Below are 18,323 nucleotides of genomic sequence, written 5' to 3' on the forward strand. Positions count from 1 at the left end.
GGGCGGGGGGGGCGGGGGCCTGCCCCGGGGCCGGGCGCGGCGCGGGGGGGGGGGGGGGGGTGTGGGGGGGGGGGGGGGGGGCGGGCCCCCCCCCCCCCGACCCCACCCGAGAATTAGCAGTACAGACGACGACATAGGGGACAGAGTGCTCGACGTCAACTTCTTCGACGAGCTGCGCATTGGTCTCGCCACCGCCGACGACATCCGTCAGTGGTCGCACGGCGAGGTCAAGAAGCCTGAGACGATCAACTACCGCACCCTGAAGCCGGAGAAGGACGGACTCTTCTGCGAGAAGATCTTCGGTCCGCAGCGGGACTGGGAGTGCTACTGCGGTAAGTACAAGCGCGTCCGGTTCAAGGGCATCATCTGTGAGCGCTGCGGCGTCGAGGTGACTCGCTCCAAGGTCCGTCGTGAGCGGATGGGGCACATCGAGCTCGCCGCTCCGGTGACCCACATCTGGTACTTCAAGGGCGTTCCGAGTCGGCTGGGCTACCTGCTGGACCTCGCCCCCAAGGACCTCGAGAAGATCATCTACTTCGCCTCGTACGTCGTGACGAGCGTGGACGCCGAGTCGCGTCACCGTGACCTCTCGACGATCGAGAACGAGATCCTGGCCGAGAAGCGGCAGTCCGAGAACAGCCGCGACTCGGAGATCGAGAAGCGGGCCGCCAAGCTCGAGGCCGACCTGGCCGAGCTGGAGGCCGAGGGTGCCAAGGCGGACGTCCGGCGCAAGGTCAAGGAGGGCGGAGAGCGCGAGATGCGCCAGATCCGCGACCGGGCCCAGCGCGAGATCGACCGCCTGGACGAGGTGCTGGACACCTTCCGCAAGCTGGAGCCGAAGCAGCTGGTCACCGACGAGCTGCTCTACCGCGAGCTGCGCGACCGGTTCGGTGAGTACTTCACCGGTTCGATGGGCGCGGAGGCGATCAAGGCGCTGGTCCAGAACATGGACCTCGACGCCGAGGCCGAGAGCCTGCGGGAGACCATCCGGTCCGGCAAGGGGCAGCGGAAGATCCGGGCGCTCAAGCGGCTCAAGGTCGTGGCGGCGTTCCTGAACACCCGTAACTCGCCGCTCGGCATGGTGCTGGACTGCGTCCCGGTCATCCCGCCGGACCTGCGCCCGATGGTGCAGCTCGACGGTGGCCGCTTCGCGACCTCGGACCTCAACGACCTGTACCGGCGTGTGATCAACCGGAACAACCGCCTCAAGCGGCTGATCGACCTCGGCGCACCCGAGATCATCGTCAACAACGAGAAGCGGATGCTCCAGGAGGCCGTCGACGCGCTGTTCGACAACGGCCGTCGCGGCCGGCCGGTCACCGGCCCGGGCAACCGCCCGCTCAAGTCGCTGTCCGACATGCTCAAGGGCAAGCAGGGCCGGTTCCGCCAGAACCTGCTGGGCAAGCGCGTCGACTACTCGGGCCGTTCGGTCATCGTGGTCGGCCCGAAGCTCAAGCTGCACCAGTGTGGTCTGCCCAAGCAGATGGCGTTGGAGCTGTTCAAGCCGTTCGTGATGAAGCGGCTGGTGGACCTCAACCACGCGCAGAACATCAAGTCCGCCAAGCGGATGGTCGAGCGTCAGCGCCCGGTCGTGTGGGACGTGCTGGAAGAGGTCATCGGCGAGCACCCGGTGCTGCTCAACCGGGCGCCGACCCTCCACCGTCTGGGCATCCAGGCCTTCGAGCCGCAGCTGGTCGAGGGCAAGGCGATCCAGATCCACCCGCTGGTCTGCACCGCGTTCAACGCCGACTTCGACGGTGACCAGATGGCGGTGCACGTGCCGCTGTCCGCCGAGGCCCAGGCCGAGGCGCGGATCCTGATGCTGTCGTCGAACAACATCCTCAAGCCGGCCGACGGCAAGCCGGTCACCATGCCCACGCAGGACATGGTCATCGGTCTGTACTACCTCACCCACCTCACCCCCGGTGAGAAGGGCGAGGGCCGGGTGTTCAGCTCGGACGCCGAGGCGCAGATGGCCTTCGACAACGGTGAGCTGGGCCTGCAGGCGCCGGTGAAGATCCGCCTGCGTGGCGTGGTCGGCGTCGACAACGGCACCGGCGCCGAGGCGTGGACCGCCCCGGAGGGCTGGGTCGAGGGTGACCCGCTGACCGTGGAGACCACCCTGGGCCGGGTGCTGTTCAACGAGACGCTGCCGCAGGGCTACCGCTTCGTGAACTACGAGATCCGCAAGGGTCAGCTCTCCGCGATCGTCAACGACCTCGCCGAGCGCTTCCCCAAGGTGGCGCTGGCCGCCACCCTGGACGGGCTCAAGGAGGCCGGTTTCCACTGGGCCACCTGGTCCGGCGTGACGATCGGCATGGAGGACGTCATCGCTCCGCCGCGCAAGGCGGAGATCCTGGCGAAGTACGAGAAGGAAGCCGACCGGATCGACAAGCAGTACCAGCGTGGTCTGATGACCGCCGAGGAGCGTCGCGGCGAGCTCATCGAGATCTGGACCAAGGCGACCAACGAGGTCGCCAAGGAGATGGACACCGCGCTGCCGCAGGAGAACCCCCTGTGGGTGATGATCAACTCGGGTGCCCGCGGTAACCTGCTCCAGCTCCGGCAGATCGCGGCGATCCGTGGTCTGGTGGCCAACCCGAAGGGCGAGATCATCCCGCGGCCGATCAAGGCCAGCTACCGGGAGGGTCTGTCCGTGCTGGAGTACTTCATCTCCACGCACGGTGCCCGTAAGGGTCTCGCCGACACCGCGCTGCGGACCGCCGACTCGGGTTACCTGACCCGTCGTCTGGTGGACGTCTCCCAGGACGTGATCATCCGCGAGGAGGACTGCGGCACCGACCGGGCGATCCCGATGCAGATCGGCGAGAAGCTGGACGGCAAGCTCGTCATTCACACCCACGCCGAGACCAGCGTGCACGCCCGGACCCTGGCCGACGACATCAAGGGGCCGGACGGCACCGTGGTGGCCGAGCGCGGTCAGGACATCAACTCCATCGGGGTCGACAAGATCGTCGCCGCTGGCGTGGAGACGGTCCGGGTGCGCAGCGTGCTCACCTGCGAGTCGAAGCTGGGCGTCTGCGCGGCCTGCTACGGCCGTTCGCTGCCGACCGGCAAGTCGGTCGACATCGGTGAGGCTGTCGGCATCATCGCCGCCCAGTCCATCGGCGAGCCGGGTACGCAGCTGACGATGCGTACCTTCCACACCGGTGGTGTCGCGGGTGAGGACATCACCCAGGGTCTGCCGCGTGTTCAGGAAATCTTCGAGGCTCGGGTCCCGAAGGGTAAGGCGCCCATCGCCGACACCCCCGGCCGGATCCGGATCGAGGACGGCGAGCGCTCGCGCAAGATCATCGTGGTGCCGGACGACGGCAGCGAAGAGATCGTCTACGACAAGATCTCGAAGCGCGTCAAGCTCCGGACCCACGACGGCGGTCACGTCGCGGTCGGCGAGAAGCTGACCGAGGGCACCATCGACCCGCACGAGCTTCTGCGGATCATGGGTCCGCGGGCGGTCCAGGTCCACCTGACCAGTGAGGTCCAGGAGGTCTACCGCTCGCAGGGTGTGCTCATCCACGACAAGCACATCGAGATCATCATCCGCCAGATGCTCAAGCGGGTGACGGTCATCGACTCCGGCTCGACCGAGTTCCTGCCGGGTGTGCTGGTCGACCGGGCGCTGTTCGAGTCGGAGAACCGCCGGCTCGTGTCGGAGGGTGGCGAGCCCGCCGCCGGCCGTCCGGTGCTGATGGGTATCACCAAGGCCTCGCTGGCCACCGACTCCTGGCTCTCCGCGGCCTCCTTCCAGGAGACCACCCGGGTGCTGACCGACGCTGCGATCAACTCGCGCAGCGACTCGCTGGTCGGCCTCAAGGAGAACGTGATCATCGGTAAGCTCATCCCGGCCGGTACGGGCATCAGCAAGTACCGCAACGTCCGGGTCGAGCCGACCGAGGAGGCCAAGGCCAAGGTCTACTCGATGACCGGCTACCCGGAGACCGACTACGGGTTCGGGCCGGCCAGCGGGCAGGCTGTGCCGCTGGACGACTTCGACTTCGGGTCGTACCGCTAAGCACCGACACCGACGAGGCCCCCGGCACCTGCCGGGGGCCTCGTCGTGTCCGGACCGACCCGGCCGTCGACCGGGTTGGGCATGATGGAGGCATGACGACCGCACCCGGACAGGTGTCCGTCGCGTCCCAGGGCCTGCGCCACCCGCTGGATCCGGACCCGGCCCGTGCCACGAAGGCGCGGGTGGTCTTCGCGCTGGGGCTGCTCGGCATGTTGACCGGGCTCTTCATCGGCGGGGTGGTGCCGGCCACGGTGGCGCTGCAGCTGGCCCGGCAGGCCCGCCGGGAGGCGTACGCCTCGGGGGGTTTCCTGACCGGCGGCGTCTGGCTGCGGCGGGGGGAGCGGTTGGCCTGGACCGGCCTGGCGCTGGTCGCGGTCACCGTGGTCGTCGCCGTGGTGATCGGGGTGGTCCGGCTGGCTGACACGCCGTTCGGCCACGACTACCCGGCGAACATGGACTGACCGTTTCACCGGCCACGCCCAGCGCGGACGGCGCAGCTTCCGGCGGTAGCCTGGCCGGTGTCCGCCGCGCGGCGACGGCGGCCCTGTCGACAGGAGGACCTCGTGACGGAACCGGCGCGGCCCCCGGCGGACGAGCCGGCGGGGCATCCTGACGCGCCGGCCGCGAGCCCGGCCCCCTCCGGACCGGACGACCGGGCCCAACCCGATCCGGACGGGCAGCCCGCCCCACCCGCCGACGTCCCCGATCCGGGTACGCCGCCGTCGGGTTGGGGCGCGCCGCCCCCGCCCGGATGGGGTCCGCCCACGGCCGAGTGGGGCGGGGTCTATCCGCCCGGACACGGCCAGCCCCATCCCGCTTCCGGGGCGCCGCTGCCGCACGCCTGGGGTCAGCCGCCGTCGGGCCCGGGTGCGCCGTCGGGCTGGGGTCAGCCGTCGGGGCCTGCCGCGCCGTCGGGTTGGGGTCAGCCGTCGGGGCCCGCCGCGCCGTCGGGCTGGGGTCAGCCGTCGGGGCCTGCCGCGCCGTCGGGCTGGGGTCAGCCGTCGTCCGGGCCTGGTGCGCCCGGGGGTTGGGGGCACCCGCCGGCGGGGGTTGGTGTGCCGCCCGGCTGGGGTCAGCCGCCATCGGGGCCCGGTGCGCCAGCGGGTTGGGGCCACCCGGCGCAGGGCCAGCCGCCCGGGTGGGGCGTGGCTCCCGCCCGACCGGTGCCGCCGCCCACCGACGACCAGCGGCGGCCGCCGAAGCGGGTGGAGGCGGTGCCCGGCACGCCGTTCGGCGTGGTGTACCTGGACGTGCCGCCGGTCACCTCCGGACTGGCGACCGGGGCGCTGGTGGCGGGCATCGCGTCGATCCTGGTCTCGCTCCTGGTGATCTGCTTCGGGGTGGCCTTCGCAGACGACGGCGGCGTCTGGGCCTCCGGCGCCTTCACCGTTCTGGGGGTGCTGGCGGGGGTGGCGGCGATCGTCACCGGTCTGCTCGGCCGGCGGCAGATCGCCCGGCCGGCCGCGCCGTCGGCGGTACGGTTCACCGGGCGAGGGCTGGCGGTGGCGGGCATCAGCTGCGGCGCGGCGGGTGCGGTGCTCAGCCTGCTGGGTCTGGGTCTGGCGTTGCTGATCACCCTGACGTGAGGCCGTGCGCCGGGTCTGCGGTGCCTGCCCGGGGGCGACGGGTGGTCCGGCGGGGAAGCCGGTACACTTGTGTCCGTAGGTGCCCATCGCGGGCGACGAGGCGGGACGAGATCCGGCCGGCGAGTGTGAGACGGTCGCCGACCCATTCCGTTTTGACCTGGGCGGCTGTGGTAGGTACTCTTTCCCCTTGTGCCCGGGCGTGCCCGGGCAACTCGTGCGTGCGCTGGATCCGGAGTCCGGACGGCGGCACGACAAGCCAGAGATCCGGGGCGGGGCGATCCGCGTGCCGGTGACAGAAAACCCGGTACGCCTGCGAAAGCGTCCGCACCGGGACCGTGAGCCGGGCGACACGCCCGACCGCGGGTGCCGGGGCCTCCGCAAGGTGGCCCTGGTCGGAATGTAGGAGAGCCGGTCATCAGGCCGGCTAACGAGCAGACGGCGCGGCCGCGTACAGCGGCCGAAGGGAGCGGAGAAACCCGGTGCCCACCATCCAGCAGCTGGTCCGAAAGGGCCGTCAGGCCAAGACGACCAAGACCAAGACCCCGGCGCTCAAGGGGTCCCCCCAGCGGCGCGGCGTGTGCACCCGCGTGTACACCACCACCCCGAAGAAGCCGAACTCGGCGCTGCGCAAGGTCGCTCGTGTGAAGCTCAGCAGCCAGATCGAGGTGACCGCCTACATCCCGGGCGTCGGTCACAACCTGCAGGAGCACTCGATCGTGCTCGTTCGCGGCGGCCGGGTGAAGGACCTCCCCGGCGTGCGTTACAAGATTGTCCGCGGCTCGCTGGACACCCAGGGTGTCCGCAACCGCAAGCAGGCGCGCAGCCGTTACGGCGCGAAGAAGGAGAAGAGCTGACATGCCGCGTAAGGGACCCGCTCCGCGGCGGCCACTGGTCGCTGACCCGGTGTACAACTCGCCGCTGGTCACCCAGCTGGTGAACAAGATCCTGCTCCGCGGCAAGCGTCAGCTCGCCGAGTCGATCGTGTACGCGGCCCTCGAGGGCTGCCGCGAGAAGTCCGGCACCGACCCGGTCGTCACCCTCAAGCGGGCGATGGACAACGTCAAGCCGACCCTCGAGGTGCGCAGCCGTCGTGTCGGTGGCGCCACCTACCAGGTTCCGGTCGAGGTCCGCCCCACCCGGGCGACCACCCTGGGCCTGCGCTGGCTGGTCACCTACTCCCGCGCCCGGCGCGAGAAGACCATGGTCGAGCGGCTGATGAACGAGCTGCTGGACGCGAGCAACGGCCTCGGTGCCGCCGTCAAGCGGCGCGAGGACACGCACAAGATGGCCGAGTCGAACAAGGCCTTCGCGCACTACCGCTGGTAACACCCTGGTTCCGGCGCCTCCGGGCGCCGGAACCGCCACCAGTTGAGTCGAGACGACGATAAGTAGGGATTGAAGTGGCCGCCGCAGACGCGCTCGCCAAGGTACGCAACATCGGCATCATGGCGCACATCGATGCCGGTAAGACCACGACCACCGAGCGAATCCTGTTCTACACCGGCATCACGTACAAGATCGGTGAGGTCCACGAGGGCGCTGCCGTCATGGACTGGATGGAGCAGGAGCAGGAGCGTGGTATCACCATCACCTCCGCTGCTACCAAGTGTGAGTGGAAGGGCCACACGATCCAGATCATCGACACGCCTGGTCACGTCGACTTCACGGTCGAGGTCGAGCGGTCGCTGCGTGTCCTGGATGGTGCGGTCGCGGTTTACGACGGTGTCGCCGGCGTGGAGCCGCAGACGGAGAACGTCTGGCGGCAGGCCGACAAGTACAACGTCCCGCGCATGTGCTTCGTCAACAAGCTCGACCGGACCGGCGCCGACTTCTTCCGCTGCGTGCAGATGATGATCGACCGGCTGAACGCCACCCCGCTGGTGCTCCAGATCCCGATCGGGCTCGAGGGCGACCACATCGGTGTCGTCGACCTGATCGGCATGCGCGCCCTCACCTGGCGTGGGGAGACCCAGAAGGGTGAGGACTACGCGGTTGAGGAGATCCCGGCCGACCTGGCCGACTCCGCTGCCGAGTGGCGCGAGAAGCTGATGGAGACCCTCGCCGACGTCGACGACTCGGTGATGGAGAAGTACCTGGAGGGCGAAGAGGTCTCCGTCGAGGAGATCAAGGCCGCCATCCGGCGTGCCACCATCGCCGGCAAGGCCAACCCGGTGCTCTGCGGCTCGGCGTTCAAGAACAAGGGCGTCCAGCCCATGCTCGACGCCGTGGTCGACTTCCTGCCGTCGCCGCTGGACGTTCCGGCGATCGAGGGTACGGCCACCGACGGCGAGACCCCGCTGCTGCGTAAGCCGTCCAACTCGGAGCCCTTCTCCGGCCTGGCCTTCAAGATCCAGACGGACAAGCACCTGGGCAAGCTCACCTACGTCCGGGTCTACTCCGGCACGCTCGATTCCGGTTCCCAGGTGGTCAACTCCACCAAGGACCGCAAGGAGCGCATCGGCAAGATCTACCAGATGCACGCCAACAAGCGGGAAGAGCGTCCGTCGGCGCAGGCCGGCGACATCATCGCCGTGCAGGGTCTCAAGCAGACCACCACCGGCGACACGCTCTCCGACCCGGCGAACCCGGTCATCCTGGAGTCGATGACCTTCCCGGAGCCGGTCATCTCGGTGGCGATCGAGCCGAAGACCAAGTCCGACCAGGAGAAGCTGGGCACCGCCATCCAGCGCCTGGCCGAGGAGGACCCGACCTTCCGCGTCCAGCTGGACGAGGAGACCGGTCAGACGGTCATCTCCGGCATGGGTGAGCTGCACCTGGACATCCTGGTCGACCGGATGCGCCGCGAGTTCAACGTCGAGGCCAACGTCGGCAAGCCGCAGGTGGCGTACCGCGAGACCATCCGCCGCAAGGTGGACAAGGTCGAGTACACCCACAAGAAGCAGACCGGTGGTTCCGGCCAGTACGCCCGCGTCATCGTGAGCGTCGAGCCGCTTCCGCTGGACAACGACTCGCCGACCTACGAGTTCGCCAACGCCGTCAGCGGCGGCCGCATCCCCCGGGAGTTCATCCCCTCGGTGGACGCCGGTGCGCAGGACGCGCTGCAGTACGGCATCCTGGCGGGCTTCCCGCTGGTCGGCGTGAAGCTGACCCTGCTGGACGGCCAGTACCACGAGGTCGACTCGTCGGAAATGGCATTCAAGATCGCCGGCTCGATGGTGATGAAGGACGCGGCCCGCAAGGCCGACCCCGCACTGCTCGAGCCGATGATGGCCGTTGAAGTCACCACTCCTGAGGAGAACATGGGTGACGTCATCGGTGACCTCAACTCCCGCCGCGGCATCATCCAGGCGATGGAGGAGCGCAGCGGCGCCCGCATCGTCCGGGCTCTGGTGCCGTTGTCGGAGATGTTCGGCTACGTCGGCGACCTGCGGTCGAAGACCCAGGGCCGGGCTAGCTACAGCATGCAGTTCGACTCCTACGCCGAGGTTCCGCAGAGCGTCGCGAAGGAGATCATCGCCAAGGCAACGGGCGAGTAACGCCCTGAGCAGGTGATTCGTGGTCGGTCGCGGGTGGTTTCACCCGCCTGCGGCCACCACGATCGGATTGCGTGAGACCGGGCCTGTAGGCTTCATCGCCGCAGAACCCACAAAGGCTCTCCGGCCGTTCGGCCGGAAAGGCTGTCGACAGAGTCCTAAGCGCCGACCGGCGCGCCGGGCGTACGAACCAAGAAGTCCACAGGAGGACACCAGTGGCGAAGGCTAAGTTCGAGCGGACTAAGCCGCACGTCAACATCGGCACCATTGGTCACATCGACCACGGTAAGACGACGCTGACGGCGGCCATCACCAAGGTCCTGCACGACCAGTTCCCGGACCTGAACCCGTACACGCCGTTCGACGAGATCGACAAGGCGCCGGAGGAGAAGGCCCGCGGCATCACGATCTCGATCGCGCACGTCGAGTACCAGACCGAGGCGCGGCACTACGCGCACGTCGACTGCCCCGGCCACGCGGACTACATCAAGAACATGATCACCGGTGCCGCGCAGATGGACGGCGCGATCCTGGTGGTCGCGGCGACCGACGGCCCGATGCCGCAGACCCGTGAGCACGTGCTGCTCGCGCGTCAGGTTGGCGTGCCGTACATCGTCGTGGCGCTCAACAAGAGCGACATGGTCGACGACGAGGAGCTCCTGGAGCTCGTCGAGCTCGAGGTCCGTGAGCTGCTCTCCTCGCAGGAGTACCCGGGTGACGACCTGCCGGTCGTCCGGGTTTCGGCGCTGAAGGCCCTCGAGGGTGACCCCGAGTGGACCGGCAAGCTCCTGGACCTGATGACCGCGGTCGACACCGCGATCCCGCAGCCGGAGCGTGAGACCGAGCGGCCGTTCCTCATGCCGATCGAGGACGTCTTCACGATCACCGGTCGTGGCACCGTCGTCACGGGTCGCGCCGAGCGCGGCATCCTCAAGCCGAACGAGGAGGTGGAGATCGTCGGTATCCGCGAGAAGTCGCAGAAGACGGTCTGCACCGGCATCGAGATGTTCCGCAAGCTGCTCGACGAGGCCCGCGCGGGCGAGAACGTCGGTCTGCTGCTGCGTGGCATCAAGCGCGAGGACGTCGAGCGCGGCATGGTGGTCGTCAAGCCGGGCACCACGACCCCGCACACGGAGTTCGAGGCGACGGTCTACATCCTCTCCAAGGAGGAGGGCGGCCGGCACACCCCGTTCTTCCAGAACTACCGTCCGCAGTTCTACTTCCGGACCACGGACGTCACCGGTGTCGTCACCCTCCCCGAGGGCACCGAGATGGTCATGCCGGGCGACAACACCACCATGTCGGTGAAGCTGATCCAGCCCATCGCCATGGAGGAGAACCTCAAGTTCGCGATCCGCGAGGGTGGCCGCACCGTCGGCGCCGGGTTCGTCACCAAGATCATCAAGTGAGCTAGGTAACCCCGATTAGACCCGCCGCCGGTCGTGCGGCATACTAGTCAGGTTGCGTAACGACAGTTCGTCGCCTGTGTTCGGCTTTCGCTGAACCTCCGGGTGGCGAGACAGTCGAGCGTGGGGTGGTTGGCGGCCCAGTCGCCAACCACCCTCGCACGGCGTTCAGGTCGCGGTAATGCGATCGGCGCCTTGACCCACCGCGCGGTCAGCACCACTCCGGAACCACGGGGCGGAGCCCGGCCCGAGGGCGCGACACGCCCGACCGCGGGGGTCGGCGAAGTGGGCCTGTGCCAGCCGGTACAGGCGCCCGCAACACAGCGGCATCGAGAGAAGGAACAGAAGCCACCATGGCGGGACAGAAGATCCGCATCCGGCTCAAGGCCTATGACCACGAGGTCGTCGACTCCTCGGCTCGGAAGATCGTCGAGACGGTGACGCGCACCGGGGCGCAGGTCGCGGGCCCGGTGCCGCTGCCCACGGAGATCAACCGTTTCTGCGTTATCCGCTCGCCGCACAAGTACAAGGACTCGCGCGAGCACTTCGAGATGCGCACGCACAAGCGGCTGATCGACATCATCGACCCGACCCCGAAGACGGTCGACTCGCTCATGCGCCTCGACCTGCCGGCTGGCGTCGACATCGAGATCAAGCTGTAGGGACCGGACAAATGGACAGGCAAGTCAAGGGGATCCTGGGCGCCAAGCTCGGCATGACCCAGGTCTGGGACAACAACAAGGTTGTTCCCGTGACCGTGGTCGAGGCCGGCCCGTGCGTCATCAGCCAGGTTCGTAGCGCCGAGAAGGACGGTTACTCCGCGGTCCAGCTGGCGTACGGCACGATCGACCCGCGCAAGGTCAAGAAGCCGATCAGCGGGCACTACGCGAAGGCGGACGTGGCGCCGCGCCGGCACATCGTCGAGCTGCGCACCACGGACGCCGGGGAATACTCGCTGGGCCAGGAGGTCACGGTCGAGGAGTTCCCGGCAGGCGTCACGATCGACGTCACCGGCAAGACCAAGGGCAAGGGCTACGCCGGCCCGATGAAGCGGCACGGCTTCCACGGCCTGGGTGCCGGTCACGGCGTCGAGCGCAAGCACCGCTCGCCGGGCTCCATCGGCGCCTGCGCCACTCCGGGTCGTGTCTTCAAGGGCACCCGGATGGCCGGCCGCATGGGTGGCGTGCGCTACACCGTGCAGAACCTCACCGTCCAGGCGGTCGACACCGAGAACAACCTGCTGCTCGTCCGGGGTGCCATTCCTGGTCCCAAGGGCGCGCTGGTTCTGGTCCGTACCGCGGCCAAGAGCAAGGTGAAGAAGGGCGGTGCGGCCAAGTGACCACCGTTGACGTGCGCACCGTCGAAGGCAGCACCAGCGGCTCCGTCGAGCTGCCGGCTGACATCTTCGACGTGCAGGCCAACGTCGCGCTGATGCACCAGGTCGTGGTGGCCCAGCTCGCGGCGGCCCGACAGGGCACGCACAAGACCAAGACCCGCGGCGAGGTCGCCGGTGGCGGCAAGAAGCCGTACAAGCAGAAGGGCACCGGTCGCGCCCGGCAGGGCTCGATCCGCGCGCCGCAGTTCGCCGGCGGTGGCGTGGTGCACGGTCCCGTGCCGCGCGACTACAGCCAGCGGACCCCGAAGAAGATGAAGGCCGCCGCACTCCGCGGTGCCCTCTCGGACCGGGCCCGCGCCGGGCAGGTGCACGTCGTCGAGGCGTTCGTCTCGGGCGAGAAGCCGTCGACCAAGGCCGCACTGGCCACGTTGACCACGCTCACCGAGGCCCGTCGGGTTCTCGTCGTGCTGAGCAGCACCGACGAGCTGAACTGGGTGTCGCTGCGCAACGAGCCGCGGGTGCACCTGATCGAGTCCGGCCAGCTGAACACGTACGACGTGCTGGTGGCCGACGACGTGGTCTTCACCAAGGACGCCCTGGACGAGTTCCTGGGCGTGCCCGCCGAGACCACCGAGGAGGGTGGCAAGTGAGCACGATCGCCGACCCGCGCGACATCATTGTGGCGCCGGTCGTCTCGGAGAAGAGCTACAGCGAGCTGAACCGGAACTGGTACACCTTCCTGGTGCACCCGGACGCGAACAAGACCGAGATCAAGATCGCTATCCAGCAGATCTTCGACGTCCGCGTCCTGACGGTCAACACGCTCAACCGCCAGGGCAAGCGCAAGCGCACCAAGACCGGCTTCGGTCAGCGCAAGGCGACCAAGCGGGCGATCGTGAAGCTGGCTGACGGTGACCGTATCGAGGCCTTCGGCGGCCCGGTCAGCTGAGGGGTGTAGACAATGGCTATCCGTAAGTACAAGCCGACGACGCCGGGCCGACGTGGCTCCAGCGTCGCCGACTTCGCCGAGATCACCCGGTCCACGCCGGAGAAGTCGCTGCTGGCTCCGCTGCCGAAGAAGGGCGGGCGTAACGCCCACGGCCGGATCACCACGCGGCACCACGGTGGCGGTCACAAGCGCCAGTACCGTCTGATCGACTTCAAGCGGGTCGACAAGGACGGCGTGCCGGCGAAGGTCGCTCACATCGAGTACGACCCGAACCGCACGGCGCGCATCGCGCTGCTGCACTATGCCGACGGCGAGAAGCGGTACATCATCGCGCCGAAGGACATGAAGCAGGGCGACCGCGTCGAGTCCGGTCCGGGCGCCGACATCAAGCCGGGTAACAACCTGCCGCTGCGCAACATCCCGGTCGGTACCACGATCCACAACGTGGAGCTGCGTCCGGGCGGCGGGGCCAAGCTGGCCCGTTCCGCCGGCGTCGGCATCCAGCTGCTCGGCCGTGAGGGCGCGTACGCGACCCTGCGTATGCCGTCCGGCGAGATCCGGCGGGTGGACGTGCGCTGCCGCGCGAGCGTCGGCGAGATCGGCAACGCCGACCAGTCGAACATCAACTGGGGTAAGGCCGGCCGTATGCGGTGGAAGGGCAAGCGCCCGACCGTCCGTGGTGTCGCCATGAACCCGGTCGACCACCCGCACGGTGGTGGTGAGGGTAAGACCTCCGGTGGTCGCCACCCGGTCAACCCGCAGGGTAAGCCCGAGGGCCGCACCCGCCGTAAGGGCCAGCCGAGCGACAAGCTGATCGTCCGCCGCCGCTACGCCACGCGTAAGCGCGGCTGAGGGAGATAAGACATGCCTCGCAGCCTCAAGAAGGGCCCGTTCGTAGACGACCACCTGCTCAAGAAGGTGGAAGTGCAGAACGACAAGGGCTCGAAGAACGTGATCAAGACCTGGTCGCGGCGCTCGACGATCATCCCGGAGATGCTCGGGCACACGATCGCGGTGCACGACGGACGCAAGCACGTCCCGGTGTTCGTGACCGAGGCGATGGTCGGGCACAAGCTCGGCGAGTTCGCGCTGACCCGCACGTTCAAGGGTCACGAGAAGGACGACCGGAAGAGCCGTCGGCGCTGACGCCGCGGGCATACGGATAGAGGGAACAAGGGGTTACAGCGATGCCAGGAAAGGGCGACGCTCCGGTGCTTCCGGGCGCGCGGGCGGTTGCGCGGCACGTGCGCATCTCGCCGATGAAGGCGCGCCGGGTGGTCAACCTCGTCCGCGGCCTGCCCGCGAAGGAGGCGCTCACGGTGCTGCAGTTCGCGCCGCAGGCTGCGAGCGAGCAGGTGTACAAGGTGCTCGCTAGCGCGATCGCCAACGCGGAGAACAACGAGCGGCTGGACCCCGACGCGCTGCTCGTCAGCGAGGCGTTCGTGGACGAGGGCCCGACGATGAAGCGGTTCCAGCCGCGGGCACAGGGTCGGGCGTACCGGATCCGCAAGCGCACCTGCCACATCACCGTGGCGGTCGAGGCGGTCGCGCCGGCAGCGCCGAGGAAGGCCGCGGCGAAGAAGGCCGCCCCGGCCACGGAGGCCGCACCGGCCGAAGCGCAGAGCAAGACGGAGGACGCCGAGTAATGGGTCAGAAGGTTCACCCCACTGGGTTCCGGCTCGGCATCTCGACCGACTGGAAGTCCCGCTGGTTCGCGGACAAGCTCTACAAGGACTACATCGGCGAGGATGTCAAGATCCGCCGCATGATGTCCAAGGGCCTCGAGCGTGCCGGGATCTCCAAGGTCGACATCGAGCGCACCCGCGACCGCGTCCGCGTCGACATCCACACCGCCCGGCCGGGCATCGTCATCGGCCGTAAGGGTGCGGAGGCCGACCGGATCCGCGGCGAGCTCGAGAAGCTCACCGGCAAGCAGGTCCAGCTGAACATCATCGAGGTGAAGAACCCCGAGTCGGACGCTCAGCTCGTCGCGCAGGGCGTGGCCGAGCAGCTGTCCAGCCGGGTCAGCTTCCGTCGGGCGATGCGCAAGGCCATGCAGTCGGCCATGAAGAACCCGGTCTGCAAGGGCATCCGGGTTCAGGTCTCGGGTCGCCTCGGCGGCGCCGAGATGAGCCGGACCGAGTTCTACCGCGAGGGCCGGGTTCCGCTGCACACGCTGCGGGCCAACATCGAGTACGGCTTCTTCGAGGCCCGTACCACCTTCGGCCGGATCGGCGTGAAGGTCTGGATCTACAAGGGCGACGCGGTTCCGGGCCGGGAGGCTCCGGCCGAGGCCGGTCCGTCGCGCCCGCGTCGTGGTGAGCGCGGCGACCGTCCCGAGCGTCCGCGCCGTGGCCGGTCCGGTTCGTCCGGCACGACCGCTGGTGGCACCGAGGCCGGCCGGGCTGCTGCGACCACCATCGCGCAGCAGGCCGAGACGCCGAGTGGCGAGCCGGTCGACAGCGCTGCTGTCGCCGCGGCGGCTGCTCCGGCAGAAACGCAGCAGGAGGGCTGACAGATGCTGATGCCGCGCAAGCCCCCGAAGGGCTTCCGCAAGCCGCACCACCCGGACCGCAGTGGCGCGTCCAAGGGTGGTAACCGGGTGGTGTTCGGCGAGTTCGGGATCCAGGCTCTCGAGCCGGCGTACGTGACCAACCGCCAGATCGAGTCGGCGCGTATCGCGATGACCCGTCACATCAAGCGTGGCGGCAAGGTCTGGATCACGATCTTCCCGGACCAGGCCCTCACCAAGAAGCCTGCCGAGACCCGGATGGGTTCCGGTAAGGGTTCGCCCGAGTGGTGGGTCGCCAACGTCAAGCCGGGGCGGGTTCTCTTCGAGATGTCCTTCCCCAACGAGCAGATCGCGCGAGAGGCCATGCGTCGCGCGATCCACAAGCTCCCGATGAAGTGCCGCATTGTTACGCGCGAAGTGGGTGAATCCTGATGGCAGCGGGCGTTAAGGCGACCGAGCTGCGTGAGCTCTCCGAGGAGGAGCTGGTCACGAAGCTGCGGGAGGCCAAGGCGGAGCTGTTCAACCTCCGCGTGCAGGCCGCAACCGGGCAGCTGGACAACAACCGGCGGCTGCAGGTCATCCGTCGGGAGATCGCCCGGATCTACACGATCATGCGTGAGCGTGAGCTGGGGCTCTCGGCCGCGCCGACTGAGGTGACTGCATCATGACCGAGAACACCACCACTGACGCCACCCGCGCGCGCCGCAAGGTCCGCGAGGGCCTGGTGGTCAGCGACAAGATGGACAAGACCGTCGTGGTCGAGGTCGAGGACCGGGTTCGGCACGCGCTGTACGGCAAGATCATGCGCCGTACGCGCAAGCTGAAGGTGCACGACGAGCAGAACGCCGCCGGCATCGGCGACCGGGTCCTGATCATGGAGACCCGGCCGCTGAGCGCCACCAAGCGTTGGCGGATCGTGGAGATCCAGGAAAAGGCCAAGTAGCGAAGGCTCGATCTCGCCCGGCGTTGCGTCGGGCGTAGGTTCCGCCAGGCTCCGGCCGGCCGCTACGGCGGCCGGAGAACCGGCAGACATAGGAGATAGACGTGATTCAGCAGGAGTCGCGACTGCGCGTCGCCGACAACACGGGTGCTCGGGAGATCCTGTGCATCCGGGTTCTCGGTGGCTCCGGTCGGCGCTACGCGAGCATCGGCGACGTCATCGTGGCCACGGTCAAGGACGCGATCCCGGGTGCCGGTGTGAAGAAGGGCGACGTCGTCAAGGCGGTCGTCGTTCGCACGGCCAAGGAGAAGCGGCGGCCGGACGGCTCGTACATCCGCTTCGACGAGAACGCCGCCGTCATCATCAAGGACGGTGGGGACCCGCGCGGTACCCGCATCTTCGGCCCGGTGGGCCGGGAGCTGCGGGACAAGCGGTTCATGAAGATTATTTCCCTCGCGCCGGAGGTGTTGTGACCGTGAAGGTCAAGAAGGGCGACACGGTCGTCGTCATCGCCGGCAAGGACAAGGGTGCCAAGGGCAAGGTCATCGCGGCCTACCCGCGGCAGGACAAGGTCCTGGTCGAGGGCGTGAACCGGGTCAAGAAGCACACCCGCATCAGCACCACCCAGCGTGGCGCCAAGACCGGCGGCATCGTCACCCAGGAGGCCCCGATCCACGTCTCGAACGTGCAGGTCCTGGACTCCGACGGCAAGCCGACCCGCGTCGGTTACCGGATCGACGACAACGGCCAGAAGGTCCGCATCGCGCGTAGCACCGGTAAGGACCTGTGATGACCACGGCTACCGAAAAGACCATGCCGCGCCTCAAGGAGCGGTACCGCAACGAGATCGTGGCCCAGCTGCGTGAGCAGAACAGCTACGGCAACCCCATGCAGGTGCCGCGGCTGGTCAAGATCGTCGTCAACATGGGTGTCGGCGAGGCTGCTCGCGACGCCAAGCTGATCGACGGCGCGGTCCGCGACCTCGCCACGATCACCGGCCAGAAGCCGCAGGTGCGGCGGGCGACCAAGTCCATCGCGCAGTTCAAGCTCCGCGAGGGCATGCCGATCGGCGCGAAGGTGACCCTTCGTGGCGACCGGATGTGGGAGTTCCTGGACCGGCTGCTGTCCATTTCGCTGCCGCGTATCCGCGACTTCCGCGGTCTGGACGGGCGCAAGCTGGACGGGCACGGCAACTACACGTTCGGTCTGACCGAGCAGTCCGTGTTCCACGAGATCGACCAGGACCGGATCGATCGGCAGCGGGGTATGGACATCACGGTGGTCACGACCGCCACGACTGACGACGAGGGTCGGGCGCTGCTCAAGCTCCTGGGCTTCCCGTTCAAGGAGAACTGAGATGGCCAAGAAGGCGCTGATCATCAAGGCGGCCGCGAAGCCGAAGTTCTCGGTTCGCGCGTACACCCGCTGCCAGCGGTGCGGGCGTCCGAAGGCGGTCTACCGCAAGTTCGGGCTCTGCCGGGTCTGCATCCGGGAGATGGCCCACCGCGGTGAGCTGCCGGGTGTGTCCAAGGCTTCCTGGTAAGGGCGACCGCGTCCCGGCTGTCAGCCGGGAACTCCTGCACCGATTAGGTATTGCTCTTCGCCGTAGGCCCGGGGCTGATGCCCCGGGAACCCCGGCGAGAAAGGCTGACGAAATCCATGACGATGACCGACCCGATCGCAGACATGCTCACGCGTCTGCGTAACGCCAACCAGGCGTACCACGATCAGGTGAAGATGCCCTACTCCAAGATCAAGGCGAACATCGCCGAGGTCCTGAAGGCCGAGGGTTACATCGCCACCTGGTCGGTCGAGGAGCCCGAGGAGGGCGCCGTCGGCAAGCGACTGGTCGTCGAGCTGAAGTACGGCCAGAACCGGGAGCGGAGCCTGGCCGGCATCAAGCGCGTGTCCAAGCCCGGTCTCCGGGTGTACGCCAAGTCGGACGGGCTCCCGCGGGTGCTCGGTGGGCTGGGCGTGGCGATCATTTCGACGTCCCAGGGGCTGCTGACCGACCGGCAGGCCCGCAAGCGGAGTGTTGGCGGGGAAGTCCTCGCCTTCGTCTGGTAA

23 protein-coding genes are annotated in these 18,323 nt (G+C 68.3%); all 23 read left to right on the top strand.

Annotated elements, in window-relative coordinates; genetic code table 11:
• Window positions 1-145: 145 nt before the first annotated feature.
• The 23 genes from ACFYPR_RS02605 to rpsH all read left to right on the top strand — a co-directional run bounded on the left by ACFYPR_RS02605 (window position 146) and on the right by rpsH (window position 18,323).
• Window positions 146-4,033, top strand: coding sequence for a DNA-directed RNA polymerase subunit beta' (locus ACFYPR_RS02605; protein ID WP_354858669.1), 3,888 nt, complete (start codon window positions 146-148; stop codon window positions 4,031-4,033).
• A 92-nt stretch (window positions 4,034-4,125) separates the two neighbouring features.
• Entirely contained in the window at window positions 4,126-4,494 is a 369-nt protein-coding gene (locus tag ACFYPR_RS02610) for a hypothetical protein (protein WP_387258407.1), read from the top strand.
• A gap of 744 nt (window positions 4,495-5,238) precedes the next feature.
• Window positions 5,239-5,619 (top strand): hypothetical protein, encoded by a 381-nt coding sequence (locus ACFYPR_RS02615; protein ID WP_355139186.1) that lies wholly within the window; start codon window positions 5,239-5,241, stop codon window positions 5,617-5,619.
• A 479-nt stretch (window positions 5,620-6,098) separates the two neighbouring features.
• The gene (gene rpsL, locus ACFYPR_RS02620; protein WP_007465318.1) at window positions 6,099-6,473 is read left to right on the top strand and encodes a 30S ribosomal protein S12; all 375 of its coding nucleotides are present in this window, start codon (window positions 6,099-6,101) and stop codon (window positions 6,471-6,473) included.
• Between the two features lies 1 nt (window position 6,474).
• Window positions 6,475-6,945, top strand: a complete 471-nt coding sequence (rpsG, locus tag ACFYPR_RS02625) for a 30S ribosomal protein S7 (RefSeq protein ID WP_007465317.1) — start codon at window positions 6,475-6,477, stop codon at window positions 6,943-6,945.
• A gap of 74 nt (window positions 6,946-7,019) precedes the next feature.
• Window positions 7,020-9,116 (top strand): elongation factor G, encoded by a 2,097-nt coding sequence (gene fusA, locus ACFYPR_RS02630; protein ID WP_354858664.1) that lies wholly within the window; start codon window positions 7,020-7,022, stop codon window positions 9,114-9,116.
• A 212-nt stretch (window positions 9,117-9,328) separates the two neighbouring features.
• Window positions 9,329-10,522: an elongation factor Tu gene (gene tuf / locus ACFYPR_RS02635; protein WP_007465313.1), complete on the top strand. Its 1,194-nt coding sequence runs from the start codon at window positions 9,329-9,331 to the stop codon at window positions 10,520-10,522.
• Window positions 10,523-10,872: 350 nt separating this feature from the next.
• Window positions 10,873-11,181 carry a 30S ribosomal protein S10 gene (gene rpsJ, locus ACFYPR_RS02640; protein WP_007073037.1) on the top strand — a complete coding sequence of 103 codons (309 nt, stop codon included), beginning with the start codon at window positions 10,873-10,875 and terminating at the stop codon, window positions 11,179-11,181.
• An 11-nt stretch (window positions 11,182-11,192) separates the two neighbouring features.
• A complete protein-coding gene (rplC, locus tag ACFYPR_RS02645; protein WP_354823900.1) occupies window positions 11,193-11,858 on the top strand; it encodes a 50S ribosomal protein L3 in 666 nt (221 codons plus the stop codon).
• The gene (gene rplD / locus ACFYPR_RS02650; RefSeq protein WP_354858661.1) at window positions 11,855-12,505 is read left to right on the top strand and encodes a 50S ribosomal protein L4; all 651 of its coding nucleotides are present in this window, start codon (window positions 11,855-11,857) and stop codon (window positions 12,503-12,505) included. The genes rplC and rplD overlap by 4 nt, the downstream gene beginning before the upstream one ends.
• Window positions 12,502-12,804 (top strand): 50S ribosomal protein L23, encoded by a 303-nt coding sequence (gene rplW, locus ACFYPR_RS02655; RefSeq protein WP_088998352.1) that lies wholly within the window; start codon window positions 12,502-12,504, stop codon window positions 12,802-12,804. The genes rplD and rplW overlap by 4 nt, the downstream gene beginning before the upstream one ends.
• A 12-nt stretch (window positions 12,805-12,816) precedes the next feature.
• On the top strand, window positions 12,817-13,656 hold the full coding sequence (gene rplB / locus ACFYPR_RS02660; RefSeq protein WP_007465301.1) for a 50S ribosomal protein L2: 840 nt from the start codon (window positions 12,817-12,819) through the stop codon (window positions 13,654-13,656).
• Window positions 13,657-13,668: 12 nt separating this feature from the next.
• The gene (rpsS, locus tag ACFYPR_RS02665; RefSeq protein WP_007465299.1) at window positions 13,669-13,950 is read left to right on the top strand and encodes a 30S ribosomal protein S19; all 282 of its coding nucleotides are present in this window, start codon (window positions 13,669-13,671) and stop codon (window positions 13,948-13,950) included.
• A 41-nt stretch (window positions 13,951-13,991) separates the two neighbouring features.
• Window positions 13,992-14,450 carry a 50S ribosomal protein L22 gene (gene rplV / locus ACFYPR_RS02670; RefSeq protein WP_007465297.1) on the top strand — a complete coding sequence of 153 codons (459 nt, stop codon included), beginning with the start codon at window positions 13,992-13,994 and terminating at the stop codon, window positions 14,448-14,450.
• Complete coding sequence (rpsC, locus tag ACFYPR_RS02675; protein WP_007465294.1) at window positions 14,450-15,319, top strand: 30S ribosomal protein S3; 870 nt, start codon at window positions 14,450-14,452, stop codon at window positions 15,317-15,319. The genes rplV and rpsC overlap by 1 nt, the downstream gene beginning before the upstream one ends.
• 3 nt (window positions 15,320-15,322) lie before the next feature.
• Window positions 15,323-15,748 carry a 50S ribosomal protein L16 gene (gene rplP, locus ACFYPR_RS02680; RefSeq protein WP_007465292.1) on the top strand — a complete coding sequence of 142 codons (426 nt, stop codon included), beginning with the start codon at window positions 15,323-15,325 and terminating at the stop codon, window positions 15,746-15,748.
• Window positions 15,748-15,984 (top strand): 50S ribosomal protein L29, encoded by a 237-nt coding sequence (gene rpmC / locus ACFYPR_RS02685; protein WP_007465283.1) that lies wholly within the window; start codon window positions 15,748-15,750, stop codon window positions 15,982-15,984. The genes rplP and rpmC overlap by 1 nt, the downstream gene beginning before the upstream one ends.
• A complete protein-coding gene (gene rpsQ, locus ACFYPR_RS02690; RefSeq protein ID WP_354858656.1) occupies window positions 15,981-16,259 on the top strand; it encodes a 30S ribosomal protein S17 in 279 nt (92 codons plus the stop codon). The genes rpmC and rpsQ overlap by 4 nt, the downstream gene beginning before the upstream one ends.
• A gap of 101 nt (window positions 16,260-16,360) precedes the next feature.
• Window positions 16,361-16,729 (top strand): 50S ribosomal protein L14, encoded by a 369-nt coding sequence (rplN, locus tag ACFYPR_RS02695; RefSeq protein ID WP_007073026.1) that lies wholly within the window; start codon window positions 16,361-16,363, stop codon window positions 16,727-16,729.
• Window positions 16,726-17,046 (top strand): 50S ribosomal protein L24, encoded by a 321-nt coding sequence (gene rplX / locus ACFYPR_RS02700; protein ID WP_007465276.1) that lies wholly within the window; start codon window positions 16,726-16,728, stop codon window positions 17,044-17,046. The genes rplN and rplX overlap by 4 nt, the downstream gene beginning before the upstream one ends.
• Window positions 17,046-17,612 (top strand): 50S ribosomal protein L5, encoded by a 567-nt coding sequence (gene rplE, locus ACFYPR_RS02705; RefSeq protein ID WP_354858655.1) that lies wholly within the window; start codon window positions 17,046-17,048, stop codon window positions 17,610-17,612. The genes rplX and rplE overlap by 1 nt, the downstream gene beginning before the upstream one ends.
• A gap of 1 nt (window position 17,613) precedes the next feature.
• Window positions 17,614-17,799 (top strand): type Z 30S ribosomal protein S14, encoded by a 186-nt coding sequence (locus ACFYPR_RS02710; RefSeq protein WP_007465272.1) that lies wholly within the window; start codon window positions 17,614-17,616, stop codon window positions 17,797-17,799.
• 116 nt (window positions 17,800-17,915) lie between these two features.
• Window positions 17,916-18,323 carry a 30S ribosomal protein S8 gene (gene rpsH / locus ACFYPR_RS02715; RefSeq protein WP_007465270.1) on the top strand — a complete coding sequence of 136 codons (408 nt, stop codon included), beginning with the start codon at window positions 17,916-17,918 and terminating at the stop codon, window positions 18,321-18,323.

The organism is Micromonospora sp. NPDC005254 (genome assembly GCF_042872525.1).
Classification (GTDB): domain Bacteria; phylum Actinomycetota; class Actinomycetes; order Mycobacteriales; family Micromonosporaceae; genus Micromonospora.